12 protein-coding genes and 1 other RNA gene are annotated in these 15,946 nt (G+C 43.1%); 2 read left to right on the top strand and 11 right to left on the bottom strand.

Annotated features, from left to right (window positions below):
- Positions 1–45: 45 nt before the first annotated feature.
- Positions 46–4,287 (top strand): 2-hydroxyacyl-CoA dehydratase, encoded by a 4,242-nt coding sequence (locus NQ550_RS11750; RefSeq protein ID WP_025577084.1) that lies wholly within the window; start codon positions 46–48, stop codon positions 4,285–4,287.
- Positions 4,288–4,515: 228 nt separating this feature from the next.
- Here NQ550_RS11750 and NQ550_RS11755 read toward each other — a convergent pair whose 3' ends face one another.
- The 6 genes from NQ550_RS11755 to NQ550_RS11780 form a co-directional block, all read right to left on the bottom strand.
- Complete coding sequence (locus NQ550_RS11755; RefSeq protein WP_022381210.1) at positions 4,516–6,144, bottom strand: putative polysaccharide biosynthesis protein; 1,629 nt, start codon at positions 6,142–6,144, stop codon at positions 4,516–4,518.
- A gap of 45 nt (positions 6,145–6,189) precedes the next feature.
- Complete coding sequence (gene ung / locus NQ550_RS11760; protein WP_008703498.1) at positions 6,190–6,864, bottom strand: uracil-DNA glycosylase; 675 nt, start codon at positions 6,862–6,864, stop codon at positions 6,190–6,192.
- 32 nt (positions 6,865–6,896) lie between these two features.
- A complete protein-coding gene (gene hisF, locus NQ550_RS11765; protein WP_008703500.1) occupies positions 6,897–7,655 on the bottom strand; it encodes an imidazole glycerol phosphate synthase subunit HisF in 759 nt (252 codons plus the stop codon).
- Between the two features lies 1 nt (position 7,656).
- Positions 7,657–8,295: an imidazole glycerol phosphate synthase subunit HisH gene (hisH, locus tag NQ550_RS11770; RefSeq protein WP_025577085.1), complete on the bottom strand. Its 639-nt coding sequence runs from the start codon at positions 8,293–8,295 to the stop codon at positions 7,657–7,659.
- Positions 8,296–8,514: 219 nt separating this feature from the next.
- The gene (locus NQ550_RS11775) at positions 8,515–10,059 is read right to left on the bottom strand and encodes a sensor histidine kinase (protein ID WP_020993967.1); all 1,545 of its coding nucleotides are present in this window, start codon (positions 10,057–10,059) and stop codon (positions 8,515–8,517) included.
- Positions 10,056–10,736: a response regulator transcription factor gene (locus tag NQ550_RS11780; RefSeq protein WP_020993968.1), complete on the bottom strand. Its 681-nt coding sequence runs from the start codon at positions 10,734–10,736 to the stop codon at positions 10,056–10,058. Before NQ550_RS11780 ends, NQ550_RS11775 begins: the two co-directional genes overlap by 4 nt.
- Before the next feature lie 406 nt (positions 10,737–11,142).
- Between NQ550_RS11780 and ssrA the strand changes: the two genes are divergently transcribed.
- Positions 11,143–11,491: a transfer-messenger RNA gene (gene ssrA / locus NQ550_RS11785) on the top strand.
- A 35-nt stretch (positions 11,492–11,526) separates the two neighbouring features.
- Here ssrA and NQ550_RS11790 read toward each other — a convergent pair.
- From NQ550_RS11790 to NQ550_RS11810, 5 genes are all read right to left on the bottom strand, one after another.
- The gene (locus NQ550_RS11790; RefSeq protein WP_025577088.1) at positions 11,527–12,534 is read right to left on the bottom strand and encodes an aldo/keto reductase; all 1,008 of its coding nucleotides are present in this window, start codon (positions 12,532–12,534) and stop codon (positions 11,527–11,529) included.
- A 116-nt stretch (positions 12,535–12,650) separates the two neighbouring features.
- On the bottom strand, positions 12,651–13,208 hold the full coding sequence (efp, locus tag NQ550_RS11795) for an elongation factor P (protein ID WP_008703519.1): 558 nt from the start codon (positions 13,206–13,208) through the stop codon (positions 12,651–12,653).
- 143 nt (positions 13,209–13,351) lie between these two features.
- A complete protein-coding gene (locus tag NQ550_RS11800) occupies positions 13,352–13,876 on the bottom strand; it encodes a shikimate kinase (protein WP_025577089.1) in 525 nt (174 codons plus the stop codon).
- Positions 13,873–14,376: a YqeG family HAD IIIA-type phosphatase gene (locus NQ550_RS11805; RefSeq protein WP_008703523.1), complete on the bottom strand. Its 504-nt coding sequence runs from the start codon at positions 14,374–14,376 to the stop codon at positions 13,873–13,875. The genes NQ550_RS11800 and NQ550_RS11805 overlap by 4 nt, the downstream gene beginning before the upstream one ends.
- Before the next feature lie 94 nt (positions 14,377–14,470).
- Complete coding sequence (locus tag NQ550_RS11810) at positions 14,471–15,832, bottom strand: citrate/2-methylcitrate synthase (protein ID WP_008703524.1); 1,362 nt, start codon at positions 15,830–15,832, stop codon at positions 14,471–14,473.
- Between the last annotated feature and the right edge of the window lie 114 nt (positions 15,833–15,946).

A 15,946-nucleotide genomic window follows, 5' to 3' on the forward strand; every position in this document is an offset into this window, starting at 1 on the left:
AATATTTTTTCTTTTATACAGAAAGAGGAGGCTTGAATTTACTTTATGAATTACAAAACACTTGGAATTGACATTGGTTCCACTACTGTAAAAATCGCGATTCTGGACGAGAATGAAAATCTTATTTTCGCAGATTACAAGCGCCATTTCGCCAACATTCAGGAAACCCTTGCAGACCTTCTTCAGGAAGCCTTTGACCAGTATGGCGAGATGACTCTCCATCCTGTGATCACAGGTTCCGGCGGTCTGACCCTTGCCAACCATCTGGGCGTTCCTTTTACCCAGGAGGTTATTGCAGTTTCTACTTCTCTGCAGAAGCTGGCACCAAAGACAGATGTTGCCATCGAGCTTGGCGGTGAGGATGCCAAGATCATTTATTTCGAAAACGGAAACGTAGAACAGCGTATGAACGGTATCTGTGCAGGCGGTACCGGTTCTTTCATCGACCAGATGGCTTCTCTTCTCCAGACAGATGCCACAGGTCTGAATGAATATGCCAAAGATTACAAGGCACTCTACCCGATTGCTGCCCGCTGCGGTGTTTTCGCCAAAACGGATATCCAGCCACTGATCAATGACGGTGCAACCAAACCGGATCTGTCAGCTTCTATTTTTCAGGCAGTTGTAAACCAGACCATCTCCGGTCTTGCCTGTGGAAAACCCATCCGTGGACATGTTGCATTCCTGGGTGGTCCGCTTCACTTCCTGTCCGAACTGAGAGAATCCTTTATCCGTACTTTGAAGCTGGATGAGGAACACACCATCATTCCGGAGAACTCCCATCTTTTTGCAGCCATCGGTTCTGCATTAAATGCCAAAGAAGACAACTCCATTTCCCTGACAGAAATGAAAGACAGACTCCGCAATTCCATTAAGCTGGATTTTGAAGTAGAACGTATGGAACCACTTTTCGCTTCTCAGGAAGAATACGATGCATTTGCAAAACGTCAGAGTTCCTACAAAGTAAAAACAGGAGATCTGGCTACATATAAAGGAAACTGCTATCTGGGTATTGATGCAGGTTCCACCACAACCAAAACTGCACTGGTAGGCGAAGATGGAACACTTCTCTATTCCTTTTACAGCAGTAACAACGGAAACCCGTTAAAAACTACCATCCGTTCTATTAAAGAAATCTATGAACTGCTTCCCAAAGACGCAAAGATCGCTTATTCCTGTTCTACAGGTTACGGCGAGGCTCTGATCAAAGCGGCCCTGCTCCTGGATGAGGGCGAGGTTGAGACCGTATCCCATTACTATGCAGCTGCATTCTTTGACCCAGAGGTAGACTGTATCCTGGATATCGGCGGACAGGATATGAAATGTATCAAGATCCGCAACAAGACCGTTGACAGCGTACAGTTAAATGAAGCATGCTCCTCCGGATGCGGTTCCTTTATTGAAACCTTTGCCAAATCCCTGAATTATACAGTACAGGATTTCGCAAAAGCTGCTGTTTTCGCACAACATCCTATTGATCTTGGTACCAGATGTACTGTTTTCATGAATTCCAAGGTAAAGCAGGCACAGAAAGAGGGAGCTGAGGTTTCTGATATTTCCGCAGGCCTTGCTTACTCTGTTATCAAAAATGCACTCTATAAGGTAATCAAGGTTTCTGATGCTTCCGAACTGGGCAGACACATTGTTGTACAGGGTGGTACTTTCTACAATGATGCAGTTCTTCGAAGCTTCGAAAAGATTGCAGGCTGCGAAGCCATCCGTCCGGATATCGCCGGAATCATGGGTGCCTTCGGTGCCGCACTGATTGCCCGTGAACGCCATCAGAAAGGCGCAGAAACGACTATGCTCTCCATTGATAAGATCAACGAGCTGAAATATACAACTTCTATGGCAAACTGTCGTGGATGTACCAATAACTGCCGTCTGACTATCAACAAATTCTCCGGAGGCCGTCAGTATGTAAGCGGTAACCGCTGCGAGCGTGGTATTGGTAAGGAAAAGAACAAAGATCATATTCCGAATCTTTATGAATATAAATATAAGCGTATTTTCTCCTACGCACCGCTTACTGCTGATAAGGCAACGCGAGGTAAAGTAGGTATCCCCCGTGTTCTGAACATGTTTGAGAATTATCCTTTCTGGTATACTTTCTTTACAGAACTGAAGTATGAGGTTGTGCTCTCTCCTACTTCCACCAGAAAGATTTATGAGCTGGGTATTGAGTCCATTCCAAGTGAATCTGAATGCTATCCTGCCAAACTTGCCCATGGCCATGTAACCTGGCTGATCCGCAATGGTGTGAAATTTATTTTCTACCCATGTATCCCATATGAACGTAACGAGTTCCCGGATGCAGTCAATCACTATAACTGCCCGATCGTTACCTCTTATGCCGAAAATATCAAAAATAACGTAGACGAATTAAATGATCCGTCCATTACCTTCCGCAATCCCTTCCTTGCATTTACTTCTGAGGAAATTCTGGCAAATCGTCTGGTAGAGGAATTTAAGGATATCCCGGCAGGAGAAGTCAAAGCTGCTGTGCATAAGGGCTGGGAAGAAATGGCTGCTGCACGCCGCGATGTACAGAAAAAAGGGGAAGAAACCCTGAAATATCTGGAAGATACAGGACGCCATGGTATTGTCCTTGCAGGACGCCCATACCATATTGACCCGGAAATCCATCATGGTATCCCGGATCTGATCAACAGCTATGGTATTGCCGTACTTACCGAGGATTCCATCTCTCATCTGGCACCTGTGGAACGCCCGATCCGCGTCAATGACCAGTGGATGTACCACTCCAGACTGTATGCTGCCGCAAACTATGTAAAGACACGCGATGATCTGGATCTGATCCAGCTGAACTCTTTCGGATGTGGTCTGGATGCAGTTACTACAGATGAGGTTTATGAAATCCTTGACGGAAGTGACAAAATCTATACCTGCTTAAAGATTGACGAGGTAAATAACCTTGGTGCTGCAAGAATCCGTATCCGTTCCCTGATCGCAGCGATCCGTGCGAAGAAAGCACAGGGACAGAAACGTACTGTCAAACCTGCTTCTATTGATAAAGTATCCTTTACAAAGGAAATGAGAAAGAACTATACCATCCTCTGCCCGCAGATGTCACCGTTCCATTTCAGTCTCCTGCAGGCAGCATTCAATTCCTGCGGATACAACCTGGAGGTGCTTCCGAATGACAATAAGCATGCAGTGGATGTTGGTCTGAAGTATGTAAACAATGACGCCTGCTATCCGTCTCTGATCGTTGTGGGACAGATCATGGATGCTCTGCTTTCCGGTAAATATGACCTGAACAAAACGGCCGTTGTCATGTCACAGACAGGTGGCGGATGTCGTGCTTCCAACTATATTGCATTTATACGACGCGCATTAAAGAAAGCCGGTATGGAACAGATTCCGGTTATCTCTGTTAACTTAAGCGGTCTGGAAAGCAATCCCGGATTCAAACTTACGCTTCCATTAGTGAAGAAAGTTGCTTACGGTGCCGTATTCGGAGATATCCTGATGAAATGCGTATATCGTATGCGTCCTTATGAACTGGAAGAGGGAATCGTAAACAGGAAACATAAAATCTGGGAACAGCGTGTGATCTCTTTCTTAAGCGGAAGCAGTATCAGCCACAGCCAGTTTAAGAAAATGTGCCGCGAAATGGTTCACGAATTTGATACCATTCCGATCAGTGATGTGAAAAAGCCTCGTGTCGGCATCGTAGGTGAGATCCTTGTCAAGTTCCTGCCTGCTGCAAATAATCATCTGGCAGAGCTTCTGGAATCTGAAGGCGCTGAGGCAGTTGTACCGGATCTGATCGATTTCATGTGCTACTGCTTCTATAATCAGAACTTTAAGGTAGAAAATCTTGGATTCAAGAAGTCCAAGGCAACCATGGCAAACTGGGGAATCAAAGCAATCGAATGGGTGAGAAAGCCTGCAAGCGAAGCTCTTGCACAGAGCCGCCATTTTGCACCGCCTGCTGATATCAGAGATCTGGCAAAAATGGCATCTCCGATCGTTTCCACCGGAAACCAGACAGGTGAGGGATGGTTCCTGACAGGTGAGATGATGGAACTGATCCATGGAGATGTTCCGAATATTGTTTGTATCCAGCCTTTCGGATGTCTGCCGAACCACATTGTAGGTAAGGGTGTTATCAAAGAGATCCGCAGAGAATATCCGACAGCCAATATTGTAGCCATCGACTATGACCCGGGTGCAAGTGAAGTTAATCAGCTGAACCGAATCAAACTGATGCTCTCCACAGCCCAGAAAAACCTGAAAAAAGCAGAAGAAAAAAATGCATAAATAATACCGTAATGGATATATTGCAATGTATTTTACCTTGCAATATATCCGCCTTAGAGCGTGTCTGAAAAAGGCTTTCTGCAATCTACATATCCTGCTTTGCGAAAAGCATTTTTCAAACGCGCTCAAAAAAAGAGTTATATTTCAGAAATTTTAAATGTGTTTCTATTTCAGAAATACATTTAAACCATGAAATATAACTCTTTTATTTTTTATAACTTCTGTTTTTTAATTATTCTGCCAGAACGGAAGTTTCTCTGCAATCCTTATCAGATAGCTTCCACCCGGAATTCTTCTAAGCTGTGATTCTGACGGCTTGCTGATGATCAGGTAAGCAAACAGATAAACAACCGCAGCAACAGGAATGGAAACGATCAGACAAATGAAATTGGATTTTACAAAAATGTTCAGTCCATAGCAGATACAGCCTGCAACAATTCCCATGGGAACAGATGCAAGAACAGGATACAGATATCCTTCTTTCCATGGATTCTTATACTGCAGATATTTCTTCATGGCTCTGTCATTTAACACACACACAACCACAGAATAGATCACCATTGCGATCAGCAGTGCATAAACTCCAAGGTTTGTAGTAAACAGCAGCACTACCACTACCACAATATCCACAACCAGCGCGATCGCAGCCGTAATCACCGGAATCCTCTGTTGTCCAATCGCCTGCAGAACTCCATTGGAAATATTTGACATTCCATTGAGCAGGATTGAAAAAGAACCAAGGATCAACAAGTTGGCTGCCAGTCCTGTGGAATTTCCGTAAAGTAAAAATACAATCGGCTGTGCAAGCACTGCCAGTCCCATAGCACATGGGGCGGAAACTACCATAGAAAGCTGTACGGTCTGGTCAATGCACTCTCTGGTCGCTTCAATGTCTCCGGTGGCATACAGGGCGGAAACTTCCGGAATCATGGAAGTAGGTGCCGTACTGGACAGTGTCAGAGGAATATTGATAATTGTCATAAAGTAAGTAGCATACTCTGCATATAAAATACCGATTTGTGCCGCATCTCCACCTCTTCTTCCCAGAATATCCGAGAAAAGATACCCATTGATATAAGCATTTACATTATAAACAAAGGCGCTGAGAATGATCGGCGAAACAACCAGGATGATCACACGAAAAATCTCTTTGTAGGACTCTTCCTGATGTCTGTGATCTCTCTCTACCCGGTGCAGGATTTTTCTGCGGTTTACACCATATACCAGAAGCATGAATGCCAATGCAGTCACCACTCCGGCTCCGGTTCCTACTGTGGAACCTGCTGCCCCCCATTTTGCAATGCTGTTCTCTGTTCCATCTGAGAATGCATTGATGAATCCCCAGGCTGCCAGAAGACTGACTGCCGCATTAAATACCTGCTCAATGATCTGGGAGATAGATGTTGGCATCATATTTCTGTATGCCTGAAAATATCCTCTGAATACCCCAAGAATACCGGACAAAAAAATCGTCGGAGCCAGGATCTGAAGTGCCGGAATTGCATCCTTCTGATTCTGAGGGATGATCAGCCCTGCTCCAAAGAGACAGAATAAACCAACCACTCCGCCAATCACCATGGCATAGATCATGGCACCCTTAAAGAACTTATGTGCATTTCTGTAATCCTTCAGAGCAATACGCTCGGAGATCAGCTTGGATACCGCCTGTGGAATACTAAAGGATGCGATCATCAGAAGGATCATATAGGCATTCTGTGCAAGACTTGTATAGCCCATTCCAAGGCTTCCGATAATATTGGAAAGGGGACTCTTGTACAGAAGACCGATCACCTTGGAGATCATAGCTGCAATCATCAGAAAGGATGCATTTTTTACTAAATTGTTTTTCTGATTCATGTTATCACTGTGTGTCTTTTACCTGACTACACATTACCTCTTTTCTTATATATTTTCTATCTGCCAGTCAATTGGTTCCAGACCATTGGCAACAAGAAATTCGTTTGTTTTACTGAAATGTTTACATCCGAAAAATCCCCTGTAAGCAGACAGAGGACTTGGATGAGGTGCCTCCAGAATCAGATGCTTCGGATTATTCAGCATGGATTTTTTCATCTGCGCCGGACGTCCCCAGAGCAGAAATACAATAGGACGGTCCTGCTCATTCAGAACCTGGATCGCAGCATCCGTAAACTGCTCCCAGCCAATCCCCCTGTGTGAATTTGCCTGATGGGCGCGTACAGTCAGAACTGTGTTCAGAAGAAGCACCCCCTGCTTCGCCCACTTCTCCAGATAGCCGTTATTGGGGATATAGCATCCACAGTCATCATGAAGCTCCTGATAAATATTCACCAGGGACGGCGGCGTCTCCACTCCTCTCTTTACGGAAAAACAAAGCCCATGAGCCTGCCCGTCATTATGATAGGGATCCTGACCCAGAATCACTACCTTCACTTCGTTTAACGGTGTAAAATGAAATGCATTAAACAGATCATCCGCAGGAGGAAAAATCTTCCTGGTCTGATATTCTGTCATCACCGTTTTATATAATTTTGCATAATATGGCTGGTGAAACTCCCCCTTCAGGGCTTCCAGCCAGTCACCTGAAATTGCTGACATACCTTATCCTTCACCTCTTATATTTTTCGTGGTCATCGTCTGACAGAAATTCCCCTGTCAGACAGATAATCCTTCACCTGAGAAATCTCCAGTTCTTTATAATGGAACAAAGACGCAGCCAGTGCAGCATCTGCTCCCCCTTCGGTCAGTGCATCATAAAAATGCTCCAGTGTACCTGCACCGCCTGATGCGATCACAGGAATGGAGACAGCATCAGCGATTGCTCTGGTAAGAGCCAGATCATATCCTGCTTTTGTACCGTCACAGTCCATACTTGTGAGAAGAATTTCCCCTGCGCCCAAAGCTTCCACTTTCTTTGCCCACTCTATGGCATCAATCCCTGTATCCAGTCTTCCGCCATGTTTGTAAATATTCCATCCGCCGTCTTCTCTGCGCTTGGCATCAATAGCCACAACTACGCACTGGCTTCCAAACTTGTCAGCCGCCTCACTGATCAGTTCCGGTCTGTCAATTGCTGCAGAATTTACGGAAATCTTATCTGCTCCTTCTCTCAGCAGTTTCTTGAAATCATCTACAGTACGGATACCGCCGCCTACTGTAAACGGGATAAATACATTGGCAGCAACCCGTCTTACCATGTCAACTACCGTATCTCTCTGTTCGCAGGATGCTGTAATATCGAGAAACACCAGTTCATCCGCTCCTGCTGCATCATAGGCTTTGGCAATCTCCACCGGATCACCCGCATCGCGAAGCTGCACAAAATTTACGCCCTTTACCACACGTCCGTTATTTACATCCAGGCAGGGAATAATTCTCTTTGTAAACATCTTATTTTCCCTCCTTCTCAGTATTGCCGTCTTTTCCCACAGCAGCAAAATTTTCAAGTATCTTCAGTCCCCATTTGCTGCTCTTTTCCGGATGGAACTGGCAGGCAAATACATTGTCCTTTTCTACGGAAGCATGAATACAGGTGCTGTATTCTGTAGTAGCCTTTACAATCTCAGGCTCCTCTGCCTGCAGATAATAGGAATGCACAAAATATACATAGGTCTGTTCCGGGATTCCCTGAAACAGTCTGCCATTATTCTGAAAATGCAGGGAATTCCATCCCATATGTGGAATCTTAAGCCCGGGCGCAGGCGGAATCTTAGCAATTTTCCCTTTCAGGATTCCAAGGCCTTCCACACCCGGTGTCTCCTCGCTGCTTTCAAAAAGGAGCTGAAGTCCCAGACAGATTCCAAGAAATGGCGTCTTCTTCTCTACAATCTCATGGATCACAGGTACAAGTCCGTATGTATGAAGATTCTCCATCGCCTGTCCAAAGCTTCCCACGCCCGGCAGGATTACTTTATCCGCATTTAACAAAGTCTGCGGATCGCGGGTTACTGTTGTTTCTTCCCCAAGATAATGAAGTGCTTTTTCTACACTTTTAATATTTCCGGCATCATAGTCAATTATTGCAATCATGTTATCCTCCTGATGTCATTATCTGTTTTCCTCATTATGGTAATCCAAAGGTTTTCCGGATCACATGTCAGACCGGAATAAAATATCCGATCAAAACGCTCCAATACAGTATAACCCAAAAACAGACAGTTGCAAAGTGCTTTCTTTGCTTCTGTCTGTTTTTATTCCGGTCATACTACCGGTTACTGTTCACTCCGTTCACAATACCCGGATATCTTATCACTGCCTGCAATCCAGAGTGAACCAGAACTCCACGCCATTATCATAATTGCATACCCCATATTTCTGGTTCATACTCTCAATGATTGCCTTAACAATTGAAAGTCCGATACCACTTCCGCCATATTCTCTTGTCCGGGCCTTATCTACTTTGTAGAATTTATTCCAGAGATTTGGGATATCCTCTTCCGGAATCGGAGTACCTGTATTAAATACGGTTACTTTCACACAGTCCTCTTCCTGAAGAACCTTAATTTCTACTTTTCGTTCTCCGTCCAGATGGTTCAGTGCATTGCTTGTATAATTGGTCACAACCTCTTCAATCTTAAACTCATCCGCCCATACATATACAGGTTCTGTTTCTTCAAAAATCACAGTTGCTTCTTTCTGTTCGATCATAATATGCATAGAACCAAGTACACCCCTGATCAGAGATACAATGTCAAATCTTTCCATCACCGGGGCATCTTTACCGGACTCCAGCTGATTCAGCGTCAGCAGGTTTTTGACCAGCTTGTTCATCTTTGAAGCTTCATCCATAATAACTTCACAGTAAAATTCCCTGCTTTCCGGATCATCGGAAATATTTTCATTCAGCCCCTCTGCATATCCCTGGATCAATGCAATAGGAGTTTTCAGCTCATGAGAAACATTATCAAGAAATTCCTTACGCATCTCATCAATTTTAATCTTATCTTCTATGTCTTTCTGAAGCTTGTTATTAGCCGATTTCAACTCTGAGATCGTGCTCTCAAGTTTTCTGGACATTTTGTTAAAGTTATCGCCAAGTACATCAATCTCATTACCTGCCCTGCTTTGATATCTGGCATCAAAATCCAGATCAGACATCTTCTCTGATAATTTGGTCAGTTCACTGATCGGGCGGGTAATACGATTTGTCATCACAAGAATCACAATACCGCTGACCACAATTATGATTATTCCTACAATGAAGTAAAAACTGTTGGAAATAGATGCACTTTCCTTAATACTTTCCAGAGGAGAACGGATCAGGAAATAGTAACCATTATCAAACTGTCCCCAGCATTCCACATATTCCATGCCTGCAAAGCGATCATGCACCTGCCACATGGTACAGGTATCTGTCTTTTTGAGCACACGACTGTGCTGCATATCCTGATCCAGATTATTAATATACCCAAACAGCTTACTGCGGAGCATTTTTGCCATATTATTCTCTCCCCAGTAATAATAACCGCTGTTTTCCTCATTTACTATGATCCAGGTAAGGTTATTTCTGGAACTGCTCCTCTCAATCTCATCCGAAATCTCATCTGTTGCCCCTTTTTTGTCCTCTTCTATATCTGTATCATACTGCAGGATGTCATCCAGATTCATCTGAGACAACACTTCTTTTGCTTCCTCCAGCACTTCTACTTTTTTGGATACATAATATTTTTCAAGAAAAAGACCATTGATCAGAGTAATGGTAAAGATTGAAAGCAGTAACAGACATATAAACACTACTGAAATCTGATGTTGCAGAGTATGAAATTTTTTATCTGTTTTTCCGTTTCCTGTCATTCGTCTACCTCAAACTTGTATCCCATACCCCATACAGTCTTTATATATTCACCTTTATCTCCCATTTTACTTCTGAGCTTCTTAACATGGGTATCAATCGTACGGGCATCTCCAAAGTAGTCATAATTCCATACAGAATTCAGGATCTTTTCTCTGGAAAGTGCGATTCCCTGATTCTCCAGAAAATATGTCAGAAGTTCAAATTCCTTAAAGCTCAGTTCCATAGGCTTACCATCCACAGTAGCCAGATGTGCTGCTTTATCTATAACAATGCCGCCTGCTGAAATCACATCTTCCGGATTATTCTGACCTGTACGTCTCAGAATTGCCTCCACTCTTGCAACAAGGATTTTCGGGCTGAATGGTTTAGAGATGTATTCATCTACCCCCAGATCAAATCCAAGAAGCTCATCTCTCTCATCACTTCTTGCAGTCAGCATAATGATCGGAACTTTTGAGTTCTTGCGAATCTCACGGCAAACTTCCCATCCATCCATCTTCGGCATCATGACATCTAGAATGATCAGTGCGATGTCCTTCTCCTCATAAAAGATATCCATGGCTTCTTCACCATTACCGGCTTCCAGTACCTGGAAATTCTTCTTTGTCAGGAAATCCTTTACCAGCTTTCTCATGCGGCTCTCATCATCCACCACCAGGATTTTTAATGTATCCATTTGATCCCCTCCGTTTTTCTTCATTATTTTCCGAAACAGTTTTTACTTTTTATTTATACTGTTTTCCGAGTATTGTTAAAATCCACGACTGTTCAGCGCCTTTACAGCCACAGCGCAAAATCCGGGAAAATCGCCCTCAGCAACAGATTTTATCTTGCATATGGTTACTATAGCAGAGATTTATGTAAGATTTGTGAACATATGACAGGAAAATTATAAGTATTGCTGTTCACAACACCAAATAGCCTCAAATATAAAAATCTTCTTGACAAATTCTGTTTTTATTTCTATACTGTTAATCAGTCGATATATCTTATATAATGAATGATATATCAATATTAAAAAGTGCTTTCGTCTCATCACCAGTGCTGTTTTATGAAAAAACAGCGTTGCAGACTCATTTTCAGGGCTTGTACTGGTTTCGACGGGGGCTTTGAAGTTGGGGAAGCCATCCGCAGACTCCCAGACTGCGTACCAACCGGGAAACTAAATATAAACGCAGACGAACAGTACGCGTTAGCAGCCTAATTGCTGCTCGTCAGCCCTGATGCACTCACACTTCAGGAATCTGACGTCGACCATGTGAGAAACCTTGCCGGGTAAGCTTTGCCCCGGTAGATGTATCATGAAGCTACTAAGGTTGTAAGCCTGTCGGTGGGCGTACATCCAAGGGAATGTTAAAACAGCGACTGTGATGGGAGATGCCTTAATGAATAGGCTTTCGGACGCGGGTTCAATTCCCGCCAGGTCCATAAAAAACATCCACAGGGTAATTCCCTGTGGATGTTTTTTATTCACCAAACTGTTGTGCACATTCTTTCAGCATTTCGCGGATTGGCAAATGGTACGGACATCTGGTTTCACATTTGCCGCATTCTATACAGGCGGAAGCCTTCACCGCAAGAGAACTGTAACGGTTTCTTGCCCAGTCTCCCAGCCCGTAACGGTTAAGATAGCCTGCGAACAGGAACACACCCGAAATATCGATTCCCACACTGCATGGAGCACAGTAATTACATCTGCGGCAGAAATTTGTGCCAAGCTGATTCCGTACTGTCTGAACTTCCTCCAGTTCTTTCTCGCTTAACGGGGAATCATCAAGACAGGCCTTTATATTCTCCTCGATTTCCTTCTCTTCCGCCATTCCCGGGATCACAATAGTAACGTTCTTATTCGAACAGACATAACGCAATGCCAGCGTTCCATTTTCAATTGCACCACCGGCCAGAGGTTTCATATCAATAAAGCCGATGTTTTTCTCCTCACATTTTGAGATCAGCTCTTCCCCCTGACTCTCTACAATATTATATGGAAACATAATAGTTTCCACCCAGTCAAGCTCCAGAGCCCGGGCAAAAACCTCAACAGAATGAGCGGTCAGACCAATATGTCCGATTTTTCCTGCTGCTCTTGCCTCCTGCAGTGCTTCAAGGGCACCACCGGCCGCCTGCACCTGATCAAGCTGTTCCATACTCGGATTATGCACCTGGTATAATTCAATATGATCTGTACGAAGATTATGAAGACTCTTCTCAATATCTTCAGCCATGGCTTCCTTTGTACGTGCCATGGACTTTGTGGCAATTATAAATCTGTCCCTGATACCTTCCAGTGCATATCCCAGATATTCTTCACTGACCGTATATCCTCTGGCTGTATCAATATAATTTACTCCCCGGTCTGCCAGCTTATGCAGCAGTGTCTTTGTTCCTTCCGCATCAATTTTCTGGATCGGTATCCCGCCAAGGCCCATTCTGGAAACCCTGAGACCGGTTTTTCCAAGCGTTACATATTCCATATTTTTTCTCCTATTTTCAATCAGAGATAAAAAACTGCCACCGGATCTTACCGATGGCAGTTTTTATCTCTTTACATCTGTCGATCAGACAAAACAAACAACTGGTTTCATCCTGATTATACTCGAGAAAGATATTCTCCTGTTCTTGTATCGATTTTCAGTTTGTCGCCCTGGTTAACGAACAGCGGAACCTGAACCTGTGCACCTGTTTCTACAGTAGCTGGTTTTGTAGCACCCTGTGCTGTATTTCCGGCAAATCCCGGCTCTGTCTCAGTAACTTCAAGTTCTACGAACAGAGGAGGCTCAATAGCAAATACATTTCCGTTGTGGGAACAGATCTTAACCATCTCGTTCTCTTTAACGAATTTAAGAGAATCTCCAACCTGATCTTTTGTAAGACCAACCTGATCGTATGTCTCTACGTTCATGAAGTAGTACAGATCACCATCATCATACAGATACTGCATATCTACACGCTCAATACGTGCAGCCGGGAATTTCTCTGTTGGACGGAAAGATTTCTCAAGAACTGCTCCTGTAATAATGTTTTTGTATTTTGTTCTTACGAAAGCAGCACCCTTTCCTGGTTTTACGTGCTGGAATTCAACGATCTGACATACGTTTCCGTCAATTTCAAGTGTGATACCGTTTTTGAAATCACCTGCTGAAATCATAGTTATATTTCCTCCTTAATAGTACAGTTCAGCAATGCTGTGTCTTTTGACAACAACAGCCGTTCAAAGTGTGTGTCCCTCTCATGCTTTTCTCAGTTTTGTGACACACTCTTATTTAATTTTATAATATTCTGCTGTTTTTTTCAACTATTTTTTACACATGTTTTTAATTTTTCTTCAAGCTGAGCAATCAGATCCTCAAACGGCTTATCTCCTGTGATCATCTCAACATCTGCAAACTTCGCATAAACCGGATCACGCTGTTTAAGAAGTTTCCTGATCTTATCTTCTCTGTCTTCTCCCTCGATCAGAGGATTGCTGCTGGAATTTTCCAGTCTCTTCTTCAATGTTGCATAAGATCCCTTCAAATATACTACAGTTCCCAGTTTTTTAATATATTTTTCATTCTGTTCCTGCATCGGAAGACCGGAACCAAGAGAAATGATCTTCTGCTCCGGATCATCGATCAGTGCCTTGATCACAGTTGTCTCAAGAGCTCTGTAAAATGGTTCTCCGAATCTGTCAAAGATTTCTTTCATTGTAAGGTTCATCTTCTTTGATACTACGCGGTCAACGTCTACAAAAGGAAGATTGAAATCTTTTGCCAGCCGTTTTCCTACTCTTGTCTTACCTGAACCCATAAATCCTATGATAACAATATGGTTCATGAATTCCCCTCCTCTTTGCGGTAAAAATATAGTACAATTCTTTCAAGATATCGTTTCAATACGATCTGAATCTCTTCTTTCGGATTGAGTGGTTTCACCAGAATATTCCGGATTCCTGTGCGTTTCGCACCATATATATCAGTAAAGAGCTGATCTCCTATAAAAACTGTATTACTTCTGTCTGTCCCAAGAAGTTCCATTGCCCTGATATAATTTTTTGTTGAAGGCTTGTGTGCATTCTCGATAAACTGCGCTCCTATCGCATCATTAAAAGAAGAAACTCTCTCGTACTGGTTGTTTGACAGAAAACAGCATTTAAATCCAAGTTCCTTCAAATGTGCAAACAGCGCACATGCTCTCTCATCTGCCGGTGCACCATGAGGTACCAGAGTATTATCTATATCAAACAGAAGTCCTCTGTATCCCTGCGCATACAGATCATCGAAGTTTATCACATAGGTCGAATCCAGATATTCATCCGGAAAAAAGCAATTAAACATCCGTAGTCATTTCCTTTATTTATATTTTTCTGAAAACAAGATCAGCGATAAGTGTCTGACAGTACGCTGTCCCCGAAATACTGAATCATTATGATCAGCGTTCATTAAGAGGAACATATACTGCCGGTTCCAGAACATTCTTATATGCCGGACGGATGATCTTATCTGCATTAATGAGCTCTTCCATACGGTGCGCACTCCATCCTACGATACGTGCAACTGCAAACATCGGTGTATATAATTCCAGTGGCAGATCCAGCATACTGTACACAAAACCGCTGTAAAAGTCTACATTGGCGCTTACACCTTTATAAATACGACGCTCTTCTGCAATTACTTCAGGTGCCAGACGTTCCACCATAGAATACAGGGCATAATCTTTCATTCTGCCTTTTTCCCTTGCCAGAGTTTCCACATATGCCTTGAAAACTTCAGCTCGCGGATCAGACACTGAATAAATCGCATGTCCCATTCCATAGATCAGTCCTTTCCGGTCAAATGCCTCTTTATGAAGAAGTCTCTTCAGATATGTCCGGACCTCGTCTTCATCCTTCCAGTCCTTAACTTCCTTCTTCATATCATCAAACATCCTGACAACTTTAATGTTGGCACCGCCATGCTTTGGTCCCTTTAATGAGCCAAGTGCTGCGGCAATCGCAGAATATGTATCAGTTCCTGATGAAGAAACCACATGAGTTGTGAATGTAGAGTTATTACCTCCGCCATGTTCCATATGAAGGATAAGCGCAATATCCAGGATCTTTGCCTCCAGATGTGAATACTTCTTATCCGGGCGAAGCATTCTCAGAATGTTCTCTGCTGTGGTAAGTTCTTTCTTCGGATTATGGATATAGAGACTTTTATCTTTAATATAATGGTTATAAGCCTGATATCCATAAACAGATAAAAGCGGAAATACACTGATCAGATTCAGACACTGTCTGAGCACATTCGGCAATGATGTATCGTCAGGGTTGGTATCATAAGAATATAAAGTAAGCACACTTCTGGAAAGCCCGTTCATGATATCCTTGCTCGGAGCCTTCATTATAACATCACGCACAAAATTTGTAGGAAGTGACCGCTGATTTGCCAGAAGCTGTGTAAAATCTGCAAGCTGTTTCTTATCCGGAAGACTGCCAAATAATAAAAGATAGGTAACTTCTTCAAATCCATATCTGTCATCTTCGATAAATCCCCTGGTAAGATCTTTGATATCATATCCTCTGTAGGAAAGACTTCCAGCACATGGAACTTCTTTGCCATCAACAATCTTTGTGGCTTTCACATTAGAAACCTGAGTCAGGCCTGCAAGAACCCCTTTTCCATTAATATCACGAAGACCTCTCTTCACATCATATTTTGCATACAGAGAAAGATCCAGACTTGTATGTTCCTTGCAAACCTCCGTCAGATTTTCAATTTCAGGTGTTACTTTGGTTTTAAATCCCGCCATGTAATAAATCTCCTTTCTTCACAATTCTCTCGATAATGATTCCCTCCTCGTTTCTGTCATCGCAACAATTTGTAGATGCACATCTCTGTAAATATTATAGCATTTTTTTCTCTT

This window comes from Blautia wexlerae DSM 19850, from assembly GCF_025148125.1.
Taxonomy (GTDB): domain Bacteria; phylum Bacillota; class Clostridia; order Lachnospirales; family Lachnospiraceae; genus Blautia_A; species Blautia_A wexlerae.